Source organism: Aminobacter sp. MSH1 (genome assembly GCF_003071665.1).
Classification (GTDB): Bacteria; Pseudomonadota; Alphaproteobacteria; order Rhizobiales; family Rhizobiaceae; genus Aminobacter; species Aminobacter niigataensis.
In genome coordinates this window covers 554,419-576,313 of record NZ_CP026265.1, presented here as the reverse complement: position 1 = coordinate 576,313, position 21,895 = coordinate 554,419, and the positions used below count along the sequence as shown (strand labels likewise).

Here is a 21,895-nt window from a genome sequence, read left to right as displayed (position 1 = left end):
CAGATGGAGGAAAAATTGAAGAAGTCTGTTTTGGCCGCCCTGGCGGTACTTGCGCTTTCCGGCACCGCCTTCGCCGACACCATCAAGGTCGGCGTCGTCGGTCCGTTCTCCGGCCCGTTCGCCATCCAGGGCAAGAACTTCAAGGCCGGCATCGACGCCTGGATCGCGCTCAACGGCGCCAAGGTCGGCGACGACGACATCGAGATCGTCTACCGCGACCTGCCGGCTGCCGACCCGGCCCAGTCCAAGGCGCTGGCCCAGGAACTGGTCGTCAAGGAAGGTGTGCAGTATCTCGCAGGCTTCTATTTCACCCCTGACGCGATGGCGGTCACCCCGCTGCTCGAGCAGGCCAACGTGCCGCTGGTCGTCATGAACGCCGCCACCTCGGCGATCGTCACCAAGAGCCCGCTGGTCGTGCGCACATCCTTCACCACCTGGCAGACCTCGGCTCCGATGGCCAAGGTCGCCAAGGAGCGCGGCGTCAAGAAGGTCATCACGGTGGTCTCCGACTACGGCCCGGGTGTCGATTCCGAGAACGCCTTCAAGACCACCTTCACCGCTGAAGGCGGCGAGGTTGTCGATTCCGTCCGCATGCCGCTGTCGACCAACGACTTCAGCCCGATCATGCAGCGCGTCAAGGATTCCGGCGCCGACGCCGTCTTCGCCTTCCTGCCGTCGGGCCCGACCACGCTCGGCTTCGTCAAGGCCTACAATGACAACGGCCTTGCCAAGGCAGGCGTGCAGTTCCTCGCACCCGGCGACCTGACGCAGGAGTCCGATCTGCCGGCGCTCGGCGAAGCCGCATCCGGATTGCTCACCACCTTCCACTACGCCGTCTCGCATGACTCGGCCGAGAACAAGAAGTTCGTCGAGGCGGCGCACAAGGCTATCGGTAATCCGGCCGAACTGTCCTTCCCCTCGGTCGGCGCCTATGACGGCATGCACGTCATCTACAAGATGATCGAGGCCACCGGCGGCGAGCAGGACGCCCAGAAGGCGGTCGACGCCGTCAAGGGCCTTGCCTGGGAAAGCCCGCGCGGCCCGGTCTCCATCGATCCCGAGAGCCGTCACATGACGCAGAACATCTATCTGCGCGAGGTCGCCAAGGCCGAGGACGGCACCTTCTACAACAAGGAAATCGCGACCTTCGAAAAGCAGGGCGACCCCGGCCTTGCGGCTCTGAAGTAACAGCGTTACGCCAACGACAGGGCCCGGATGCCTGACGCGTCCGGGCTGCTGCTGGATCAAACGATGCAAACCGTTCTCAGCGTTGGGATCGACGCCCTTGCCTATGGCATGGTGCTGTTCGTCATCTCAATAGGACTTTCGGTGACCATGGGCCTGATGCGCGTGGTCAACCTCGCCCATGGCGCATTCGCCATGATCGGCGGCTACATCGCTTCTTACGCCACCCAGACGCTCGGCTTCGGCTACGGCGTCGCCATCCTCGCCGCGGTGGTCGGCACCATCATCATCGCCATCCCGGTCGAGCGGTTCCTCTACCGCCGCATCTATGGCGCGCCCGAGCTTACCCAGGTGCTGATGACCATCGGCATCACCTTCTGCGTCATCGGCATCGCCAACTACGTCTTCGGCCCGACGCTGAAGACCATTCCTTTGCCCGAGACGCTACGCGGTCCGGTCGATCTCGGCTTCCGCTCGATTGCCGCCCACAAGCTGTTCGCCATCGCCTGCGGCGTCGCTGTTGCGGGTGCGCTCTGGTACCTGATCGAAAGGACGTCCTTCGGCGTCAAGCTGCGCGCCTCGGTCGACAATGCCGCCATGGCCGCCTCGCTCGGCGTGCGCACCCGCATCGTTTATGCCGTCAGCTTCGCGGTTGCCGTCGGCCTCGCCGCCTTCGGTGGCATTGTCGGCGCCGAGCTCCTTCCGATCGAGCCCTATTACGCGCTGCGCTACATGGTGACCTTTCTCGTCGTCGTCTCGGTCGGTGGCGCAGGTTCCATCCCCGGCGCACTGCTCGCCTGCCTGCTGCTCGGCGCCATCGACACCACAGGCCGCTATCTTCTGCCCGAATATGGCGAGTTCTTCTTCTACCTCGCCGTCATCGCCATCGTCTGCGTCTTCCCGCGCGGCCTTTTGGGCAGGAGAAGCTAGATGGCCGCCATCGAAACCACCTCCGCCGCCAAGCCTGAGGCCGCCGCTCGTCCGAACTGGCTCAAGCGCGACCTCGTCGGCCTCGCAGTGATCCTGGCCGTCGCTGCCATCGGCTACTTCCTGTTCCCCAACAATCTGGCGCTGCTGACCCGCATCCTGGGCATTGCACTCCTGGTGTTGTCGATCGATCTCGTCACTGGTTTCTGCGGTGTCGCCACGCTTGGCCATGCCGCACTCTTCGGCGCCGGCGCCTACGCCTCGGGCATCGCCGCGGTCCATTTCGGCATCACCGATCCGCTGCTGATGGTCGTGGTTGGTGCCATTGGCGGCGCTGTTGCCGGCATCGTCTCCGGCGCGGTCATCCTGCGCGGCCATGGACTGGCGCAATTGGTGCTGTCCATCGCCGTCGTCCACCTGTTCCACGAGGCTGCCAACAAGGCCTCCGTGTATACCGGTGGTAGCGACGGCCTGTCGGGCATTTCGCCCGACCCGATCTTCGGTATGTTCGCCTTCGATCTCTGGGGCCGCACGGCCTACGGCTTCGCCGTCGCGCTGGTGGTCATCGCCTTCATCGTGCTGCGGCTGATCACCCGTTCGCCCTTCGGCATGCTTTGCCGCGGCATCAAGGAAGACCCGATCCGCATCCGCGCGATGGGCGCTTCGGTCCAGGGCACGCTGCTCAAGATGTATGTCATCTCGGGCGCCGTGGCAGGCACAGGCGGCGCGCTCAACGCCATCTCCACCCAGGTCGTCGGCCTCGACTCGCTCAGCTTCACGCTCTCCGCCGAAGCGCTGGTGATGCTCGTGCTTGGCGGCACCGGCTCGCTCTATGGCGCGCTGATCGGGACCGTCAGCTTCATGTGGTTCGAGGATTTCGTCTCGGCGGCCAATCCGTTCCACTGGCTCACCATCGTCGGTGCACTCCTCATCGCGGTGGTGCTGTTTGCGCCGCGTGGGCTCTACGGCACGGCGCTCGCGCTTGCCGATCGGTTGAGGGGGAACGGCAAATGAGCCCGGTCTTCCAGGTCCAGAACCTCAACAAGGCGTTCGGCGGCCTGGCCGTCACGCAGGACGTGTCGATCACCATGAACCCCGGCGACCGCGTGGCCCTGATCGGCCCCAACGGCGCCGGCAAGACCACCTTCGTCAATCTCGTCACCGGCCATCTCGAACCCGATTCCGGCAAGGTTCTGCTCGGCGGCAACGATGTCACCGCCCTCGGGCCGACGCCGCGTGTCCGCCAGGGCCTCGTCCGCTCGTTCCAGGTCACGCGCCTGTTTCCCGACATGACGCCGGAAGAACACCTGGCGCTCGCCGTGATGCAGCGCACCGGCCGCACCGGCGCGATCTTCGGCCACTACCAGGCCAAGGCGGACGTCATGGCCGAGGTCGCCGAACTGCTGCGCACGCTCGGCCTCGATCACATCGCCACCCGCAAGGTCGCCGAGATCGCCTATGGCCAGCAGCGCCTGCTCGAGATCGCGCTCGCCCTGGCGCTCAAGCCCAAGGTGCTGCTGCTCGACGAGCCGGCAGCCGGCGTACCCCAGAGCGACACGCCGCGCATCGAGGCCGCCCTTGCCGGCCTGCCGTCCGACCTCGCCGTGCTGATGATCGAGCACGACATGGATCTCGTTTTCCGCTTCGCCAGGCGTGTCATCGTGCTCGCCGCCGGCGCCATCATCTTCGACGGTTCGCCGCAGGACGTCACCAGGGACGCCCGTGTGCGTGAAGCCTATCTCGGAAGCTACGCCAATGACCGCAGCGCCGCTTGAAGTCGCCGACCTGAGCGCCGGCTACGGCCCGACGCGCGTGCTGGAGAACGTCTCTTTCTCCGTGCCCGCCGGCTCGCGGCTTGCCGTGCTCGGCCGCAACGGCATGGGCAAGACGACGTTGCTCGCCACCATCGCCGGCCAGACCAGGCGCTATGGCGGTTCCATCCGCCTCGGCGGCACCGATCTCAGCAGCCAGGAAAGCTCGGCGCGTGCTCGCAGCGGCCTCGGCTACGTGCCACAGGCGCGTTGCATCTTTCCTTCGCTCACCGTCGAGGAAAACCTCTTCGTCGGGCTCAAGGGTCGCGACCGCTCGGCGATCGAGGAAGCCTACCAGATGTTCCCGCGCCTCAAAGAGCGTCGCAGGAACCTTGGCTCCCAGCTTTCCGGCGGCGAACAGCAGATGCTGTCCACTGCCCGCACCATCCTCGGCAAGCCGACCGTGCTGTTGCTCGACGAACCTCTGGAGGGCCTGGCGCCGGTCATCTGTGAAGAGCTGATGGTGGCTTTCTCGCAACTGGCCTCGGGCGGCGAGATGACCGTCGTCCTGGTCGAGCAGCGCATCCAGAGCGCGCTCGATTTCGCCGACCGCGCCATCATCCTCGAGCGCGGCCGCATCGCCTGGTCGGGCACGCCTGCGGAGCTGTCCGCCCAGCCCGAAGTGGTGGAAAAGCTGCTCGGCGTCGGCGGCCTGCACTGAGCCGCCGAAAAACGCTCGCTACCCGACAACGGCCTCGGCAGCCTCGGTCGTCGGCGTCGCCTCGCTCGGCTCCTTGATCCTGAACCAGGCGACATAGAGCGCGGGCAGGAACAGCAGCGTGATCGCGGTGCCGGCGAGGATGCCGCCCATCATCGCATAGGCCATAGGCGCCCAGAAAACCTCGCGCGCGATCGGGATCAGCGCCAGGCTGGCTGCGGCAGCGGTCAGTGCGATCGGCCGCATGCGGTGCTCCGAGGCTTCGATCACCGCGTGCCATTTGTCTGCGCCCGTGGCGATCAGCTCCTCGATCTGCACGATCAGGATCACCGAATTGCGGATCAGGATGCCGACCAGCGCTAGCACCCCGAGCAGCGCCACGAAGCCGAGCGGCTGGCCGGTCGGCACCAGCGCCGCCACCACGCCGATCAAGCCCAGCGGCGCCACAGCCACCACCAGGAACAGCCGCTGGAAGCTCTGCAGCTGGATCATCAGCACCGTCGCCATGATGAACAGCATCAGCGGCACGACGGCAATGATCGGACCCTGGCTGTTCACGCTTTCCTCGACCGAGCCGCCGGTCACGACCGCGTAGCCCGCCGGCAGCTTGGCGGCGAAAGCCTCGACCGCGGGCTTGAGTTCTGCAACCACGGTGTCGGGCAAGGTGTCGCCAACCATGCCGGCCTTGACGGTGATTGTGGGCATCCGGCTGCGCCGCCAGATCGTCGGTTGTTCCAGTTCGTAGCGGAAGTCGGCGACCGTCGCGAGTGGGATCGCCTCGCCATTGCCGGTCGGGATCTGCAGGTTGCGCAGCGTCTCGATCGAGCCGCGCTCGACGTCCTGGGCCCGCACCACTACGTTGATCAGGTAGGTCGCGTCGCGCACCTGGGTGATCGCCACGCCGCCGACCACGCTGTTCATCGCGCTGGCGATATCTTCGGAGGTGATGCCGAGCTGGCGCGCCTTGTCCTGCAGCACCTCGACCTTGAGCACGCGCGACGGCTCGTTCCAGTCGAAGCTCGGCGCCTGAATCTTCGGATTGGCGGAGATGATGCCGGCCAGCTGCTGCGACAGGGTCCGTACCGTCTGCACGTCGGGACCGCTGACGCGATATTGCACCGGCCGGCCCACCGGCGGGCCGAGTTCCAGCGTCTTGACGAAGGCGTCGGTGCCGACGAACTGTTCCCGCAGGATCTTCTCGATCGCCGGCTGCACCCGATGCCGCGCTTCCAGATCCTTGGTGACGATGACCGTCTGGCCGAAATAGGGATTGGCCGGCTGCACGTCGTAGGCCAGCACGAAGCGCACTGCGCCCTGGCCGATATACGAGCTCCAGTGGTCGATATCGGCATTGCCCTTCAGCGCGATCTCCTCGAAATGCTCGATCTCGGCGCGCGTCTCGGCGATCGAGCTGTTGTGCGGCAGGTTCCAGTCGACGATCAGTTCGGGCCGGTCGGAGGGCGGGAAGAACTGCTGCTGCACGAAGGTCAGCCCGACGACCGACAACGCGAACAGCACGACGGTGGCGATGATGGTGAGCCAGTGGCGGCGCACCGCCCAATTGAGGATGCGGGAAAAGCCCGCGGCAACGCGGCCTGGCCGCTCGTTGTGCTTCTTCATCGTTGCCGGCAGGAGCGTGACGCCGAGCAGCGGCGCAAACAGCACCGCCACGATCCATGACAAGAGCAGCGACACCGCGATGACCACGAACAGCGTGTAGGTGTATTCGCCGGCCTGGCTGCTGTTCAGCCCGATCGGCACGAAGCCGGCGACGGTGACCAGTGTGCCGGTCAGCATCGGAAACGCCGTCGAGGTGTAGACATAGGTCGCCGCTTTCCTTAGCGAGTCGCCGACCTCCAGCCGCGCTACCATCATCTCCACCGCAATCATCGCATCGTCGACAAGAAGCCCCAGCGCGATGATCAGCGCGCCGAGCGAGATGCGCTGCAGCGAGATGCCCAGATAGGCCATGACCAGGAAGGTGATCGCCAGCACCAGCGGGATCGACAGCGCGACAACGAAGCCGGCGCGCATGCCCAGGCTGATGAAGGAAACGGCGAGCACGATCGCGACGGCCTCGAACAGCGCCCGCGTGAAGCCGGAGACGGCATGCTCGACAATGGCCGGCTGGTCGGCAACCTGGTGCACGCCGACGCCGATCGGCAGTTCGCCCGTCACCTCATGCATCAGCTCCTTCAGCGCTTCGCCGAATTCCAGCAGGTTGGCGTTGGGCTTCATGCCTATCGCCAGCCCGATCGCCGGCTCGCCATTGACCCGGAACAGCGCGGTCGGCGGATCGACATAGCCGCGGCTGATGGTGGCGACGTCGCTCAGCCGGAAGAAGCGGTCGTTGACCCTGAGGTTGATTGCCCTCAGGCTTTCCTCCGAGGTGAACTGGCCGCCGACACGCACCGCGATGCGTTCCGACCCGGCCTGGATGACGCCCGACGGCGCGATCGCGTTCTGCGATTGCAGGCTGGCGATGACTGCCTGCTGGTTGAGGCCGAGCGCCGCGATCTGGCGTGTCGAGAATTCGAGATAGATGACCTCGTCCTGGGCGCCGATCAGCTCCACCTTGCCGGCATTCGGAATGGTCAGGATGCGAGTGCGCACAGTCTCGACATGGTCGCGCAGCTGGCGCATCGACAGCCCGTCCGACGTGAAGGCATAGACATTGCCGAACACGTCGCCGAAGCGGTCGTTGAAGAATGGCCCCTGCACCCCTTGCGGGAAGTTGGGCCTTAGGTCGCCCACCATGTTGCGGACCTGCACCCAGGTCGGGGCGACGTCGCGTGCCTTGGTCGTCGGCTTCAGGTTGACGAAGATGATCGTCTGGCCGGCGGTGGTCACGCTGCGGCTGAAGTCGAGGCTTTCCAGCTCCTCGAGCTTCTTCTCGATCCGGTCGGTCACCTGCCTGGTCGTCTCGTCGACCGAGGCGCCCGGCCAGTTGGCCTGGATCAGCATGGTCTTGATGGTGAAGCTCGGGTCTTCCTCGCGGCCGAGGTTGAGATAGGCGAACACCCCGGCGATCGTGAAGATCAGCATGAAATACCAGACCATCGAGCGGTGGCTCAGTGCCCAGTCGGAAAGATTGAAACCCTTCACGCTACGCCCCCTCTGGAATGCGGACCTTCTGGCCTTCTGCGAGGCTGTTCACCCCGGCAGTCACCACCCGCGTCCCCGCCGTCAAGCCGTCCACGGTGAAGCTGGCGCCATCCTTTGCCTTGACCTCGATATCCTGCAGGCTGACCGTCGACGCAGCCTGGTCGACGACCCAGACGAAGTTCTTGCCATCCTTCTCCAGAAGCGCCGACAGCGGCAGGTCGATCGCCTCGTCGGCCTTCAATACCGGCACGGCCGTCACCGTCGAACCCAGCCGGAAGGCGGTCGGCGGGTCGGTCAGCGCCAGCCGCACCCGCCGGGTCCGTGTCGACGCATCGGCCTGCGGCGCGATCTCGCGGACATGCGCCTTGGTGCGCAGCGACAGCGCCGATTGCAGCGACACTTCGAATTCGACGCCTTCCTTCAGTTCGCTCGCCATCTGGTCGGGAACGTCCACCACCGCCTCGCGGGCGTCGGAGCGCGCCACGGTCACCACCATCTGTCCGGGCGAAACGGTCTGGCCGACTTCGGCGCCGGTAGCGGTGACGATGCCGTCGAAATCGGAGAACAGCCGGGCATAGCCGAGCTGTTCCTGTGCCTTGGCAAGGGCAGCGCGCGCCCTTTCGACGTTGGCAGCAGCCGAATCAAGTGCCTGCTTGGCGGAATCGTAGACTGCCTGCGACGTGTTGGATTCCTGGAGCAGGGTGCGCTGGCGTTCTTCGCTGGCCGAGGCGTTGGCGAACTGCGCCTCGGCGGTCGACAGGTCGGCGCGTGCCGACTGCATCGACAGCTCCAGCGCCAGCGGGTCGATGGCCGCGAGCGTTGTGCCCTTGGCGACCTGGTCGCCGACGCCGACGTCGCGCGCCACCAGCCGCCCGAGCAGGCGGAAGGCGAGGTCTGCGGAAAATTCCGGCTGGATGGTGCCGGCGAAACCCTGCACCGTCCGTGCATGCGGTTCGACGACGATGGACAGCACCGGGCGGATCACCTCGGGAGGCGGGGCCTGTTCCTGGCTGCAGCCGGCCAGTGCCAGCACGGCCATCAGGCCGATCGGCGCGAGTGATCTCATGGTGCCACCTCCACCACCTGGCCGGGGCTCAGCAATTGGCCGCCTTGCGCGACGACGGTTTGCCCTGCCTCCAGTCCCTTCGACACGACCACGACGCCGGAAGCGAACGACAGCACCTCGATCGGCACCATCGCCACCGCCTTGGTGCCGGGGTCGACGGTCCACACGGCCGGCCGGCCATTCTCCGACATCAGCGCCTGCCACGGCAGCACGATGGCCTGTTGTGGCTTGGCGGTGATCGTGCCTGTAATCGCCGCGCCGAGCGGCATCTGTGCCGGCGTGTCGGGCACCGCCACCTTGACGCGGATCGAGCCGGAGGCCGGGTCGACGGCTGGCGAGACCTCGCGCACTTCGCCTGTCGCCTCGATCTTCGGGTCGGAGATCAATGATATCCTGACCACCGGCGCCACCGGGGTCCGGGCAACCATGGCCTCGTCGACGTTGAACACCGCGTCGCGGTCGCCGTCCTCGGCAACGGTGAACACCGTCTGTGCCGCCTGCACCACCTGGCCGACCTCGATCGTCCGTGCCGTCACCACGCCGGACGCACTGGCCTTCAATTCGGTATAGCCCAGCCTGTCCTTGGCATTGGCAAGCTGGCTCTGCGCGGCTTCGACCCCGTTTCGCGCCACGCGCAGGGACTGCTCGGCGAGGTCATATTCGCGCCGCGTCGTGAAGCCCTGGGCCAGCAGGGTCTTCTGGCGCTCGAAGGCAGCCGACGCCTGCCGCAGTTGCGCGTCAGCGGAATCGAGGCTGGCTTGCGCCGCGCGCACGTCGGACTGCTGCTCCTGCGGATCGAGCCTGGCCAGCACCTCGCCCTTCTCGACGCGTTGGCCGACATCGACCGTGCGTTCCGAGACGCGCCCGCCGACTTGGAACGACAGGCTGTTGAGCGTGCGGGCGGCAATCACGCCAGTCAGCGACGTGGCCGGGGCGAAGTCGGACAGCTTCACCTCAATCGCGCGGACCACCACCGGCAGCCGTTCGGCCGCCTCCTGCTTCTGGCAGGCGGCCAGCGGCAATGAAAGGCAAAGGGCAAGCAAGGCAAGCGAGGATGTCGAATTGGCGCGGGCAGGCGTTCTGCCATGATTGCCTGACGGGTTCGGGTTCGCGGAAGTCATGTACATCCCCCAAAATCGCTTCGCCTCAGGCTACGACGGAGAATTCCATCCGGCAACGGCTAGCCGAATTTCTTGTCAGGCCGGTGACGGGTGTTTTGGATCACGGTTTGGGGAGGGTAACACGGGTGTGATGTTTGGCGGATTTGGACACGGAACCCGAGCGATTCCGGTGCGTTGAAAGGGGTTGCAGAGCATCGGACCCGAAGTGGGGAGCCGGTTTGGGGAGATCGGATGCTCAAGGAATGGACGTCGGAGGCCCTTATGGATCGCATGCTCTTTGACAGTCCGGTTTCGATTCGCATCGGACCGGAAAGCACCCAACGCGAGGTCACGACCGTCAAGGGTGCCTACGAGGCGCTGGTTGATTGGCCGCACGCCAAGCGCAGCGGCCCGCTCTACCGCGAGGCGGTCGAGATCGTCTCCGCCGCCTTGGCCGGCACCCGCTCGCACAAGGCGGCGCGGCAGGCTCTCGTCGCTGCTGCCGAGGAGATCGGTATCTTGGTCTGACCCCACTTGCCGCGTTCCCCGGCGCCGCCCGTTCGCCGCACGGCGAACGGCAACGCCCTGTACGCCGCAAAGACGGGCAGGACATTTCCTCGCCGGCCGGGTTTTGCAGCATAAATTAACTCTACAGAGTTTGTAGAATTTACCATCCTGAATGGGCATCGTCATTCAACCCCGAGGGGAAGCCCATGTCAGATTTCACGCGCCGTGCCCTGCTCGCCACCGTTGCCGCTCTGTCTATTGCGCCGTCCGTCGGCTCCCTCCATGCCGAGGACCTCAAGATCACCATCGCCTACCAGACGGTGGTCGAGCCCTCGAAAGTGCCGCAGGCCGATGGCGCCTATGAGGCTGCCACCAAGGCCAGCATCGACTGGCGCAAGTTCGATTCCGGCGCCGATGTCATTGCCGCCATCGCATCCGGCGCGGTCGACATCGGCTATGTCGGCTCGAGCCCGCTGGCCGCTGCCGCCAGCCGCCAGTTGCCGATCGAGACCATCTTTGTCGTCGGCCTGATCGGCGAATCCGAGGCGCTCGTCGCCCGAAACGGTGCAGGCATCGACAAGGCCGCCGATCTCGCCGGCAAGAAGGTCGCCGTGCCCTTCGTCTCGACCACTCATTACAGCCTGCTCGCAGCGCTGAAACACGAGGGCGTCGATCCCAAGTCGGTCGAAATCCTCAATCTGCGCCCGCCGGAAATCGCCGCCGCCTGGCAGCGCGGCGACATCGACGCGGCTTACGTCTGGGATCCGGCGCTGGGCCAGATCAAGACCTCCGGCAAGGTCGTGCTCGACTCGGCCAAGGTCGCCGAATGGGGCGCGCCGACCTTCGACGCCTGGATCGTCCGCGCCGACTTCGCCGAGAAGAACCCGGCCGCCGTGCGTGACTTCGTCAAGGTGACGGGTGCTGCCTATGCCGAATTTCTCGCCAAGCCGGAAGCCTGGGACAAGGGCTCGCCGCAGGTCGAGAAGATCGCCCGCCTGACCGGCGCCAAGGTCGAGGAAGTGCCGGCCCTGCTCAAGGGCTACGTCTTCCCGACGCTGGAAGAACAGGCCTCGGTCAAGTTCCTCGGCGGCGACACGGTCAAGGCGGTCGCGGCGACCTCGGCTTTCCTCAAGGAGCAGGGCAAGATCGACGCCGTTCAGCCTGACTATTCGAAATACGTGACGTCGAAATACGTCACCGAGGCGCTCGCCTCCAACTGAGGCGCCAGCCGGCCCGCGTCCTCCCGCGTGGGCACAGACCCCGGCCGGCTCCTCCCGGCCGGGGCATCCCCTTTTCCAGGAGACCCAACGATGTCGACGCTTACGCTCAGCAACATCGCCGTGCGCTATTCCGGGCAGCCTCGGCCGGCGGTCGAGGGTGCATCGCTCTCCGTCGGCCAGGGCGAGTTCGTCGTGCTCACCGGACGTTCCGGCTGCGGCAAGTCGACCTTGCTTAACGCCGCCGCGGGCCTGGTTGTGCCCGAGCACGGCGAGGTCTCGGTCGACGGCCGGCCGATCGAGGGGCCAGGGGCCGACCGCGCCGTCGTCTTCCAGAGCGACGCGCTGTTTCCCTGGTTCTCGGCGCGCGACAACGTCGCTTTCGCGCTGAGAGTGCGCGGCATCGGTGAGCGGCAGCGCCACGCCCTCGCCAACGAACTGCTCAGGCGCGTCCGGCTCGACGGCCTCGGCGACAAGCCGGTTTGGGAGATGTCGGGCGGCATGCGCCAGCGCGTCGGCCTTGCCCGCGCGCTCGCCGCCGAGCCCGACTTCCTGCTGATGGACGAGCCGCTCGGCGCGCTTGATGCGCTGACGCGCGAGCGCATGCAGACGCTGCTGCTCGACATCTGGGCGCCGGGAAATCTCGGCGTGCTGATGGTCACCCACGGCATCGAGGAAGCGCTGCTGCTCGGCACCCGCGTCGTCGTCATGGCGCCCGATCCCGGCCGCATTGCGCTGAGCTTCGAGGCCGGCTTCAGCCGGCGCTATGCCGCCGGCGAGCCCGTCCGCTCGATCAAGGCCGATCCGGCCTTCGCCACAGCCCGGGCCGAGCTTGCCGACGCGATTTTCGAGGGAGAGCCGGCATGACCCTGCTGCAGGCCGAACGCGGCCGGCGCGACCTGGCCGAACCTGAACGCGCGACGGTGCGCTGGCCGCGCAGCGATACACCCCGTCGCGAGCTGTCGTCGCGCACCATCAGCGCCATCACCATACTGGCAGCCCTTCTGGCATGGACTCTCGTTACCAGGCTCGGGCTGGTCGCGCCGTTGTTCCTACCGCCGCCGCAGGATGTGTTGGCCAAGTTCTGGACGGTGGCCTCCCAGGGGTTCGTCGACGCGACGCTTGCCCAGCATCTGCTCGCTTCGCTGGGGCGCGTCTTCGCAGCATTGGTGGCGGCAACGTTGGTCGGCATTCCGATCGGGCTCGCCATCGGCGCGAGCCGCGTCGGCCGCGGCATCTTCGATCCCGTGCTAGAGTTCCTGCGGCCGATCCCGCCGCTCGCCTACCTGCCGCTGATCATTATCTGGTTCGGCATCGGCGAGTCCGCCAAGGTGCTGGTCATAGCTATTGCCATGGTGGCGCCGATTGCGCTGTCCACCGCCTCGGGCGTGCGCAACGTCCAGCAGGATCGTCTCAGTGCGGCCCGCTCGCTCGGCGCGACGCGCCGGCAGGTCATCCGCTTAGTCGTGCTGCCCAGCGCGTTGCCGTCGATCCTCACCGGCCTGCGCATCGCGCTCGGAGCCGGCTGGACCACGCTGGTCGCCGCCGAGCTGGTGGCGGCAACGCGCGGCCTCGGCTTCATGATCCAGTCGGCGGCGCAGTTCCTCGTCACCGACGTCGTCGTCATGGGTATCCTGGTCATCGCAGCGGTGGCCTTCGTGCTCGAATTCGGCCTGCGCTTTGTGGAGCGCAGGCTGGTGCCCTGGGCCGGGCGCGACTGACCGTCAGGCGGTGGCGAGCTTGGTCCGGGCGGGCTTGGCCTGCTGGGCGCGCTGGCTGAGCCAGACGCTGCCGAGCACGACGATCATGCCGAGGATCTGCGCTGCGCTCAGCGACTGGCCGAGCACCGACCAGCCGAGGATCACGGCGGTCATCGGGCTGAGGAAGCCGAGCGGCGACACCACTGACGGTTCCAGCTTGGCGATACCGCGGAACCACAGGATGTAGGTCAAGGCCGCACCGATCAGGCCGAGCCAGGCGAGGCCGAGCAGGTTGGCGGTCGTCAGCGGTGGCAGCGAAGGCTCCTGCAACAGGGCGATCGGCAGAAGCAACAGGCCGCCTGCCGTCAGCTGCCAGGCGGTGAAGGTCAGCGGTGTGACAGGCGGCTGCCAGCGCCGGCTGAGCACGGTGCCAGCCGCCATCGATACGGCGCCGGCAAGTCCTGCCGCGATGCCGATCGGATCGAGCGCCGCATTGGGCGTCAGGATCAGCAGCGCCACGCCGGCCATGCCGGCGACCGCAGCTATGATCGCCAGCGGGCGGATGGGCGAGCCGAGCAGGGCGCGAGCGAGCAGGATGACGATCAGCGGCTGGATCGCGCCGACCGTTGCCGCCACGCCGCCGGGCAGGCGATAGGCGGCGACGAACAGCAGCCACCAGAAAACAGAGAAGTTGAGCGCGCCGAGCACCAGCACGCGCGCCCACCAGATGCCCTGCGGCAGCTGGCGCACCAGGAGCAACAACAGGAGACCCGCGGGCAGCGCGCGCAGCATCGCCACCGTCAGCGGATAGCCTGCCGGAAGGAACTCGGTCGTCACGATATAGGTGCTGCCCCAGATGGCGGGGGCGATGGCCGTCAGCAGCAGGTCGGAGTTGCGGGACATGGGTGGTTTATCTCCACATCAATAATCTTGACGTCAAGATAATACGAGTTCTCTTGACGTCAAGAGATTTTTTCCCGAAAGCTTGGCCATGGATCGCGTCGACGACATTCTTGCCCAGTGGAACCGCGAACGGCCCGACCTCGACGTCGCGCCCATGGGGCTGATCGGCCGCCTCAACCGGGTGTCCCAACACCTCGGCCGCGAGATGGAAAAGACCTTCGCCGCCCACGGACTGAACTATGCCAGCTTCGACGTGCTGGCGACGCTGCGCCGCTCCGGTGCGCCCTATGCGCTGTCGCCGGGCGATCTCTCTAGCACAATGATGATTACCTCCGGCACCATGACCAACCGCGTCGACCAGCTGGAGAAGGCAGGGTTGGTCGAGCGCCGGCTCAACCCCGACGATCGCCGCAGCTTCATTGTCTCGCTGACTGAAAAGGGTTTCGCCACCATCGACGCGGCCGTCACCGACCACGTGGCAACGCAGTCGCGCATCGTCGAAAGGCTCGCCCCCGAGGAGCGTGCCGTGCTCGGCGCGTTGCTCAGCAAGTTTTTGGTGGGTTTCGAGAGCGCCTGAGGTCGGCTACGGCCAGTTTGAAGCTACCCCCACCCCTAACCCCTCCCCACAAGGGGGAGGGGACCAGGTTTGCCGCCGTCGGAGCGATCTCCTGCCGTCCGAACCAGGAATTAGGTCGGCGCTTTGCTCGATGTGTCAAAGATCTGGTGGCTGCGGTGCCGCAGAATCCCCCTCCCCCTTGTGGGGAGGGGTAAGGGGTGGGGGTACTTGCCGCCCAAGCGCCTTGCCGGCTCACCCCGCCAGCGCCTGCTCCAGGTCGGCGATCAGGTCGTCGCCGTCCTCGATGCCGGCCGACAGCCGCACCAGAGAATCCGAGATGCCGATCTCGGCGCGCTTTTCCGCCGGAATCGAGCCATGCGTCATCAGCGCCGGGTGCTCGATCAGGCTCTCCACCCCGCCGAGGCTTTCGGCCAGCGTGAACAGCTGGGTGCGTTCGAGGAAGCGCTTGGTGCCGGCGAGATCGCGGTCGAGTTCGGCCGTGATCATGCCGCCGAAATGAAACATCTGCGCCTTGGCGATGGCGTGCTGCGGATGGCTTTCCAGTCCTGGATAGATCACCCGGCGCACGTCCTTGCGGCCTTCCAGCCAGCGCGCGATCTTGGCCCCGTTCTGCGAATGGCGCTCCATGCGCAGCGCCAGCGTCTTGATGCCGCGCAGGGCGAGGAAGCTGTCGAACGGCCCCGAGATCGCGCCGATGGCGTTCTGCAGGAACTTCAGCTGGTCGCGCAGTTCCTTGTTGTCGCCCACCACCACGCAGCCGCCCACCATGTCGGAATGGCCGTTGAGATATTTGGTCGTCGAGTGCACGACGATGTCGATGCCGAGCTCCAGCGGCCGCTGCAGATAGGGGCTGCAGAAGGTGTTGTCGGCGACCGACAGCACGCCCTTGCGCTTGGCGAGAGCCGCCACGCCTTCGAGGTCGACGACGCGCAGCAGCGGGTTGGTCGGTGTCTCGACCCACAGCATCTTGGTTTCTGGCCGGATCGCGGCTTTGACGGCGGCAAGGTCTGTGAAGTCGACGAACGTCACTTGCAGCCCGGCCGAGCGTTTGCGCACCCGTTCGAGCAGCCGGAACGTGCCGCCATAGATGTCGTCGGTGGCGACGATATGCGCGCCGCTATCCAGCAGTTCGAACACCGTGCTGATCGCCGCCAGCCCGGAGGCGAAGGCAAAGCCGGCTGAACCGCTTTCGAGGTCGGCGATGGCGCGTTCGAAGGCAAAGCGCGTCGGGTTCTGGCTGCGGGCGTATTCAAAACCCTTGTGCACGCCCGGGCTCTGCTGGCCGTAGGTCGACGTCGCGTAGATCGGCACCATGACGGCCCCCGTGGTCGGGTCGTGGCTCTGGCCGCCATGGATGGTGCGCGTCGAAAATGCCAGCCGGTTCTTCTGTGTCGTCATTTTGTCCGCCTGAGGTGGTTGATGAGGTCGACCCGGGTGATCAGCCCGACGAATTCTTCGCCGTCGAACACGATCGCCACTTCGTTGCGGTCGAAAATCGGCAGCAGCGCATCGAGCGTCTGGTTGGCCTGCAGCGTGTGCAGGTCCTTCGCCATGGCGGTCGAGACGGGCGCGTTGAAGCGGTTCCAGCGGCTGTCATAGGGGCCATCGACCTTGGACAGGATGTCGCCCTCGTCGATGATGCCGACGAGCTTGCCGTCTTCCAGCACTGGCAGCTGCGACACGTCCCCACGCCGCATCCGCCCATAGGCGGTGAGCAAATTGTCCTCGGGGCCGACGAACACCGTGCCGCCTTCGCGATGCGAGCGCGCCACGAGGTCGCTCAGGTCGCCATGCTGCTCCTTCTCGGCCAGCCCCTGTTCGGCCAGCCAGAAGTCGTCGAACACCTTGGAGAGATACTTGTTGCCGCTGTCGCAGACGAAGGTCACCACCCGCTTCGGCGTCTTCTGCTCGCGGCAGTAGCGCAGTGCTGCCGACAAGAGCGTGCCCGACGACGAGCCAGCCAGGATGCCTTCCTTGGCGAGCAGGTCGCGCACCGCCAGCATGCTTGCCTTGTCGTTGACCGAATAGGCCTTCTTCACCAGCGACAGGTCGGCATTCGGCGGCACGAAGTCCTCGCCGATGCCTTCGACCGTCCAGCTGCCGGCTTCCTCCATCTTGCCGGTCTTGACCAGCGGCGCCAGCACCGAGCCGACTGGATCGGCCAGTACCATCTCGGTCTTGGGCGAGACCTTGGCGAAGAACCGGCCCAGCCCGGTCAGCGTGCCGCCGGAGCCGACGCCGACCACCACCGCGTCGACGTCGCCTTCGAGCTGGTCCCAGATCTCCGGTCCGGTCGTCGTCTCATGCGCCTCGGGGTTAGCCGGATTGGCGAACTGGTTGACGTAGAACGAGCCGGGAATCTCGGCGGCGATCTTCTCGGCCATGTCCTGGTAATATTCGGCATGTCCTTTGCCCACGTCCGAGCGCGTCAGCCGGACCTCGGCGCCGAGCGCGCGCAGGTGCTGGATCTTCTCGCGCGACATCTTGTCGGGCACCACGAGGATGATCCGGTAGCCCTTGGGGATGCCGACTTGCGCCAGCCCCAGCCCGGTATTGCCGGCGGTCGCCTCGACGATGGTGCCGCCGCGCTTCAGCTTGCCCTCGCGCTCGGCCGCCGCGATCATCGACAGCGCGATGCGGTCCTTGATCGAGCCGCCGGGGTTCTGGCTTTCGAGCTTGATGAACAGCCGGCAGGGCCCGGTGTCGAATTGCGTCAGCTCGACGACCGGCGTGTTGCCGATCAACTCGAGCACGGACCTGAAGGGCGGGTGCAGGCGGCTCATGGCGGCGTCTCCCTCGGGCAGGGTGCTGAACATATCGCATCTCAGCCGGTCGGGACATCCGCCGGATCTGGCCGCATTTACCGGCGCAGGCCCCTGCGAACAAAGGCAGGCGATTTCGTTTCCGGGCGATGCTTGAGAAGGAAATTCCCGTATGCCCGAAAATGTTCCGCCCGCCGGGTCGGCTGACCGGGCGGGCGGCTGCATGTCTGGTTCTGGCCGCGCCGCGGCGCGGAGAAGTATGCTATTCGAAGTCGCCGAGATCGCGCACGGCGCCGCGGTCGGCCGAGGTGGCGAAGGCGGCATAGGCCTTCAGTGCCTTGGTCACCTTGCGCTTGCGCAGTTCGACCGGCTTCCAGCCCTTGGCGTCCTGCTCGGCGCGGCGGGTGGCCAGCTCGGCCTCGTCGACGCGCAGGCTGATGGTGCGGTTGGGGATGTCGATGTCGATGATGTCACCCTCGCGCACCAGTCCGATCGTGCCGCCATTTGCCGCCTCAGGCGAGACGTGGCCGATCGACAGGCCCGAGGTGCCGCCCGAGAAGCGGCCGTCGGTCAGAAGCGCGCAGGCTTTGCCCAGGCCCTTCGACTTGAGGTAGCTGGTCGGGTAGAGCATCTCCTGCATGCCGGGGCCGCCCTTCGGGCCCTCGTAGCGGATCACCACCACGTCGCCGGCCTTGACCTCGTTGGCGAGGATCGCCTTGACGGAAGCGTCCTGGCTCTCGAACACCCGTGCCGGGCCGGAGAACTTGAGGATCGACTCGTCGACGCCGGCTGTCTTCACCACGCAGCCGTCGCGCGCGATGTTGCCCTTGAGTATGGCCAGGCCGCCGTCCTTGGAGAAGGCATGTTCGGCCGAGCGGATGACGCCCTTTTCCCGGTCGAGGTCGAGGTCGTCCCAGCGCCGGTCCTGGCTGAAGGCCGTCTGCGTCGGCACGCCGCCGGGAGCAGCGAGGTAGAAGTCGCGCACTGCCTGGCTCTTGGTCCGCGAGGTGTCCCAATGGTCGATGGCTTCGCCGATCGTTGCGGTGTGCACCGTTGGCAGGTCGCGGTTAAGCAGGCCGGCCTTGTCGAGCTGGCCGAGGATGGCAAAAATACCGCCGGCGCGGTGGACGTCTTCCATGTGCACGTCGGCCTTGGCCGGAGCCACCTTGCACAGCACCGGCACCTTGCGCGACAGCGCGTCGATGTCGTCCTGGTCGAAATCGATCTCGCCTTCATGTGCCGTGGCCAGGATGTGCAGCACGGTGTTGGTCGACCCGCCCATGGCGATGTCTAGCGCCATGGCGTTTTCGAACGCGCCTTTCGAGGCAATATTGCGCGGCAAAACGCTTTCGTCGTCCTGCTCGTAATAACGCTGTGCGAGGTCGACGATCAGGTGGCCGGCTTCGACGAACAGGCGCTTGCGGTCGGCATGCGTCGCCAGCGTCGAGCCGTTGCCGGGCAGCGACAGGCCAAGCGCTTCGGTCAGGCAGTTCATCGAATTGGCGGTGAACATGCCCGAGCACGAGCCGCAGGTCGGGCATGCCGAGCGCTCGATGATCTTGACGTCCTCGTCCGAAACCTTGTCGTCGGCGGCCGCGACCATGGCGTCGACCAGGTCGAGCGCGACGTTCTTGCCACCGAGCACCACCTTGCCGGCCTCCATAGGACCGCCGGAAACGAACACCGCCGGGATGTTGAGGCGCATCGCGGCCATCAGCATGCCGGGCGTGATCTTGTCGCAGTTGGAGATGCAGACCATGGCGTCGGCGCAATGCGCGTTGACCATGTATTCGACGCTGTCGGCGATGATCTCGCGGCTCGGCAGCGAGTAGAGCATGCCGTCATGGCCCATGGCGATGCCGTCGTCGACGGCGATGGTGTTGAACTCCTTGGCCACGCCGCCGGCCGCCTCGATCTCGCGGGCGACGAGCTGGCCGAGGTCCTTGAGGTGGACGTGGCCCGGCACGAACTGGGTGAAGGAGTTGACCACGGCGATGATCGGCTTGCCGAAATCGGTGTCCTTCATGCCGGTGGCGCGCCATAGGCCACGCGCGCCCGCCATGTTGCGGCCGTGGGTGGTGGTGCGCGAACGATAAGCAGGCATGGGGGCTCTCTCATACAATAGATGGCTAACAGTGGGATTGAGCCACTATCGCCCCTGCGTCAACTATTTTCCACCTCAAGGGCATTCTGGCATGCCGACAGCGGGAAGCTGCCATGCGTCCAGCGCACCACAGCGGTGGTTCAACCCTTCGAATTGGCTGATTTCTTGCCTTTGCGGCCGCGCCTGAGCTCGGCCACGCCGACGGTCAGTCCCATCGCCAGAGCCATGGTCGCGGCCAGCGAGCGGAAGCCGCCGAAATCGGCCTCGGCGACCTCGAACCAGACCTTGGCGAACTGCGCCAGCGGCGAGAATGCGCTGTCGGTGATGGCGATGACGGGCACGTTGTTCGCCGAAAGTATCCGTGCCTCCTCCACCGTCGCCGAGGCGTAGGGCGAGAAGCTGATGGCGATCACCGCATCCCTGGAACTGGCAAACGAGATGATCTCGGGGCTCAGGCCCGAGGCGGATTCGATCAGCTGGCTGCGCACGCCAAGCTTGCCGAGCGCATAGGCGATGTAGCTGGCGACGGGGTAGGAGCGGCGGCGGGCGAGAATGTAGATGGTCTCGGCGCCGTTCAGCAGGTCGATGGCGCGGTCCAATGTCTCGTCGTCGAGATTGCGCGACATCACGTCGATCGATTTGCTGGCCGCGGCCAGGAAGCCGTCGACGATGCGGCGGTTGCTGGTGCCGTCGTCGGCCTCGCCGCGCACCACGGTCAGCCGCTCTTCATAGGAGGTCGTCCGCTCCCTCAATCGTTCGCGGAACACCTGCTGCAGGCTGGTGAATCCGTCATAGCCGAGATGCTGGGCGAAGCGGATCAGGGTCGAGGGCTGCACCCCGGCCGAGCTCGCGATGCTGGCGGCGGTGCCGAAGGCGATCTCGTCGGGATTGTCGAGCGCATAGGCGGCCACCTGGGCGATGCGCTTGGGCAGGCCTTCGCGGCGGTCGAGGATCAGCGCCCTCAGCGCCTCGAAATCGCGCGGCAGTGCCTCCGAAACCGTGTCCGCCATGTCGTCCATTCCGCCTCCGCCTATTCCACCATAGCGCCGCCGCCACGGGCTGTCCAAATAAAATGAACCGTATGTTCCATTTTCGCCAAAATTCGACTATTCAATCCGTCAACGGCAAATGCCCATTCTATAAACCGGGAGAGCGTGAAGTGACAGGTGTAGGTCTTATCGGAACCGGCTTCATGGGCAAGTGCCATGCGCTGGCATGGAATTCGGTGCGCACGGTGTTCGGCGACGTGGAGAAGGTCAGGCTCGTCCATCTCGGCGAGGCCAATGCCGGCCTCGCCGCGATCCGCGCCACCGAGCTCGGTTTCGAGAAATCCTCGGGCGACTGGCGCGCTGTCGTCGCCGATCCCGAGGTCGAGATCGTCTCGCTGACCACGCCCAACCAGTTCCATCCCGAGATGGCCATCGCCATCCTCGAAGCCGGCAAGCACCTGTGGTGCGAAAAGCCGATGGCGCCGACGCTCGCAGAGGCCGAAGCCATGGCCGCCGCCGCCCGCAAGTCGGGCAAGACAGCGGTACTCGGCTACAACTACATCCAGAGCCCGGCCATCCGCCACATCCGCCAGCTGCTCGACGAGAAGGTCATCGGCGAGGTCAACCATCTCCGCGTCGAGATGGACGAGGACTTCATGGCCGATCCCGACGCTCCGTTCTTCTGGAAGCACGAGGCGACATCAGGCTACGGCGCGCTCGACGACTTTGCCGTCCATCCGCTGTCATTGATTTCGGCACTCTTCGGCCGGGTCGAGCGCGTCATGTGCGACATGGCAAAACCCTATCCGGATCGGCAGGTAACGGGCGGCGGCCGCCGCGCGGTCGAGACCTACGACATCGCCTCGAGCCTGATCCATCTCGACAACGGCGTCTCCGGAACGCTTTTGGTCAACCGCTCGGCCTGGGGCCGCAAGGGCCGCATCCAGGTCCAGATATTCGGCTCCAGGGGCTCGATCGTCTTCGACCAGGAGCGTTTCAACGAGATCCAGCTCTACATCACCTCGGACCGTGCGACCGAGCAGGGTTATCGCACCATCCTCGCCGCCCCCGTCCACGAGCCCTACGGCAAGTTCATCCCCGCCCCCGGGCACGGACTAGGCTTCAACGATCTCAAGACCATCGAATGCCGCGAACTCCTCGCCCGCATCGCCGGCCAGCCGGCGCGCGTTATCGACTTCGACGAGGGCCTGGAGATCGAGCGCACCGTGCATGCGATGGCGCAGTCGTTTGCCGAGCAGAAGTGGGTGAAGGTGAGGTAGAAAG

19 protein-coding genes are annotated in these 21,895 nt (G+C 66.0%); 11 read left to right on the top strand and 8 right to left on the bottom strand.

The genetic code is table 11. From position 1 onward, the window contains the following. The first annotated feature begins 15 nt into the window (after positions 1-15). The 5 genes from CO731_RS02820 to CO731_RS02800 all read left to right on the top strand — a co-directional run bounded on the left by CO731_RS02820 (position 16) and on the right by CO731_RS02800 (position 4,584). Positions 16-1,188 (top strand): ABC transporter substrate-binding protein, encoded by a 1,173-nt coding sequence (locus tag CO731_RS02820; RefSeq protein ID WP_108609595.1) that lies wholly within the window; start codon positions 16-18, stop codon positions 1,186-1,188. A 63-nt stretch (positions 1,189-1,251) separates the two neighbouring features. Further along, complete coding sequence (locus tag CO731_RS02815) at positions 1,252-2,115, top strand: branched-chain amino acid ABC transporter permease (protein WP_108609594.1); 864 nt, start codon at positions 1,252-1,254, stop codon at positions 2,113-2,115. Continuing rightward, positions 2,116-3,126 carry a branched-chain amino acid ABC transporter permease gene (locus CO731_RS02810; RefSeq protein ID WP_108605865.1) on the top strand — a complete coding sequence of 337 codons (1,011 nt, stop codon included), beginning with the start codon at positions 2,116-2,118 and terminating at the stop codon, positions 3,124-3,126. After that, positions 3,123-3,887, top strand: coding sequence for an ABC transporter ATP-binding protein (locus tag CO731_RS02805; protein ID WP_108605864.1), 765 nt, complete (start codon positions 3,123-3,125; stop codon positions 3,885-3,887). Before CO731_RS02810 ends, CO731_RS02805 begins: the two co-directional genes overlap by 4 nt. Then, positions 3,868-4,584, top strand: coding sequence for an ABC transporter ATP-binding protein (locus CO731_RS02800; RefSeq protein WP_108605863.1), 717 nt, complete (start codon positions 3,868-3,870; stop codon positions 4,582-4,584). Before CO731_RS02805 ends, CO731_RS02800 begins: the two co-directional genes overlap by 20 nt. 18 nt (positions 4,585-4,602) lie before the next feature. Here CO731_RS02800 and CO731_RS02795 read toward each other — a convergent pair whose 3' ends face one another. From CO731_RS02795 to CO731_RS02785, 3 genes are read right to left on the bottom strand one after another with little or no spacing between them, the layout of a single operon-like run. Further along, a complete protein-coding gene (locus CO731_RS02795; protein ID WP_108605862.1) occupies positions 4,603-7,686 on the bottom strand; it encodes an efflux RND transporter permease subunit in 3,084 nt (1,027 codons plus the stop codon). Between the two features lies 1 nt (position 7,687). After that, positions 7,688-8,752, bottom strand: a complete 1,065-nt coding sequence (locus CO731_RS02790) for an efflux RND transporter periplasmic adaptor subunit (protein WP_108605861.1) — start codon at positions 8,750-8,752, stop codon at positions 7,688-7,690. After that, entirely contained in the window at positions 8,749-9,873 is a 1,125-nt protein-coding gene (locus CO731_RS02785) for an efflux RND transporter periplasmic adaptor subunit (RefSeq protein ID WP_108609593.1), read from the bottom strand. Before CO731_RS02785 ends, CO731_RS02790 begins: the two co-directional genes overlap by 4 nt. Positions 9,874-10,134: 261 nt before the next feature. Between CO731_RS02785 and CO731_RS02780 the strand changes: the two genes are divergently transcribed. The 4 genes from CO731_RS02780 (at position 10,135) to tauC (ending at position 13,297) form a co-directional block, all read left to right on the top strand. Beyond that, positions 10,135-10,380, top strand: coding sequence for a DUF982 domain-containing protein (locus tag CO731_RS02780; RefSeq protein WP_159091538.1), 246 nt, complete (start codon positions 10,135-10,137; stop codon positions 10,378-10,380). Positions 10,381-10,565: 185 nt separating this feature from the next. Next, entirely contained in the window at positions 10,566-11,579 is a 1,014-nt protein-coding gene (tauA, locus tag CO731_RS02775) for a taurine ABC transporter substrate-binding protein (protein ID WP_108605859.1), read from the top strand. Between the two features lie 90 nt (positions 11,580-11,669). After that, complete coding sequence (locus tag CO731_RS02770) at positions 11,670-12,443, top strand: taurine ABC transporter ATP-binding protein (RefSeq protein WP_108605858.1); 774 nt, start codon at positions 11,670-11,672, stop codon at positions 12,441-12,443. Next, positions 12,440-13,297 (top strand): taurine ABC transporter permease TauC, encoded by an 858-nt coding sequence (gene tauC, locus CO731_RS02765; RefSeq protein WP_108605857.1) that lies wholly within the window; start codon positions 12,440-12,442, stop codon positions 13,295-13,297. The genes CO731_RS02770 and tauC overlap by 4 nt, the downstream gene beginning before the upstream one ends. 3 nt (positions 13,298-13,300) lie before the next feature. Here the strand turns inward: tauC and CO731_RS02760 are convergent, their stop codons facing one another. Further along, the gene (locus CO731_RS02760) at positions 13,301-14,179 is read right to left on the bottom strand and encodes an EamA family transporter (protein WP_108605856.1); all 879 of its coding nucleotides are present in this window, start codon (positions 14,177-14,179) and stop codon (positions 13,301-13,303) included. Positions 14,180-14,267: 88 nt separating this feature from the next. Between CO731_RS02760 and CO731_RS02755 the strand changes: the two genes are divergently transcribed. Next, entirely contained in the window at positions 14,268-14,756 is a 489-nt protein-coding gene (locus tag CO731_RS02755; RefSeq protein ID WP_108605855.1) for a MarR family transcriptional regulator, read from the top strand. Positions 14,757-14,987: 231 nt separating this feature from the next. Here CO731_RS02755 and CO731_RS02750 read toward each other — a convergent pair whose 3' ends face one another. The 4 genes from CO731_RS02750 to CO731_RS02735 all read right to left on the bottom strand — a co-directional run bounded on the left by CO731_RS02750 (position 14,988) and on the right by CO731_RS02735 (position 20,641). Beyond that, on the bottom strand, positions 14,988-16,154 hold the full coding sequence (locus CO731_RS02750; RefSeq protein ID WP_108605854.1) for a cystathionine gamma-synthase: 1,167 nt from the start codon (positions 16,152-16,154) through the stop codon (positions 14,988-14,990). Next, positions 16,151-17,539: a pyridoxal-phosphate dependent enzyme gene (locus CO731_RS02745; protein WP_108609592.1), complete on the bottom strand. Its 1,389-nt coding sequence runs from the start codon at positions 17,537-17,539 to the stop codon at positions 16,151-16,153. The genes CO731_RS02750 and CO731_RS02745 overlap by 4 nt, the downstream gene beginning before the upstream one ends. A gap of 241 nt (positions 17,540-17,780) precedes the next feature. Beyond that, positions 17,781-19,622 carry a dihydroxy-acid dehydratase gene (ilvD, locus tag CO731_RS02740; protein WP_108605853.1) on the bottom strand — a complete coding sequence of 614 codons (1,842 nt, stop codon included), beginning with the start codon at positions 19,620-19,622 and terminating at the stop codon, positions 17,781-17,783. Between the two features lie 140 nt (positions 19,623-19,762). Further along, positions 19,763-20,641: a MurR/RpiR family transcriptional regulator gene (locus CO731_RS02735; RefSeq protein ID WP_108605852.1), complete on the bottom strand. Its 879-nt coding sequence runs from the start codon at positions 20,639-20,641 to the stop codon at positions 19,763-19,765. A 140-nt stretch (positions 20,642-20,781) separates the two neighbouring features. On the opposite strand from CO731_RS02735, the gene CO731_RS02730 reads away from it, so the two are divergent. Continuing rightward, the gene (locus tag CO731_RS02730) at positions 20,782-21,891 is read left to right on the top strand and encodes a Gfo/Idh/MocA family oxidoreductase (RefSeq protein WP_108605851.1); all 1,110 of its coding nucleotides are present in this window, start codon (positions 20,782-20,784) and stop codon (positions 21,889-21,891) included. Positions 21,892-21,895 lie beyond the last annotated feature (4 nt).